We start from the raw sequence: 265 nt of genomic DNA on the forward strand, positions 1-265 counted from the left end.
GGTGAAGTCGTAACAAGGTAACCGTAGGGGAACCTGCGGTTGGATCACCTCCTTACCTTAAAGAACCTGCCTTTGCAGTGTCCACACAGATTGTCTGATGAAAAGAAAGAAGCAAGGCGTCTTGCGATTGAGACTTCAGTGTCCCCTTCGTCTAGAGGCCCAGGACACCGCCCTTTCACGGCGGTAACAGGGGTTCGAATCCCCTAGGGGACGCCAGCGTTCAACTGATGAGGTCAGACCTCCCAGGGGACGCCACTTGCTGGTT

The 265-nt window shown here is 54.7% G+C and carries 1 tRNA gene and 1 rRNA gene; both read left to right on the forward strand.

Annotated features, from left to right (window positions below):
• Positions 1-55, forward strand: a 16S ribosomal RNA gene (locus tag OGX81_RS00580); the annotation flags it as partial.
• Between the two features lie 85 nt (positions 56-140).
• Positions 141-216, forward strand: a tRNA-Glu gene (locus tag OGX81_RS00585).
• The last annotated feature ends 49 nt before the right edge of the window (positions 217-265 follow it).

Origin of the sequence: Citrobacter sp. CK206, from assembly GCF_030333125.1 — a bacterium.
Lineage (GTDB): Bacteria > Pseudomonadota > Gammaproteobacteria > Enterobacterales > Enterobacteriaceae > Citrobacter_B > Citrobacter_B koseri.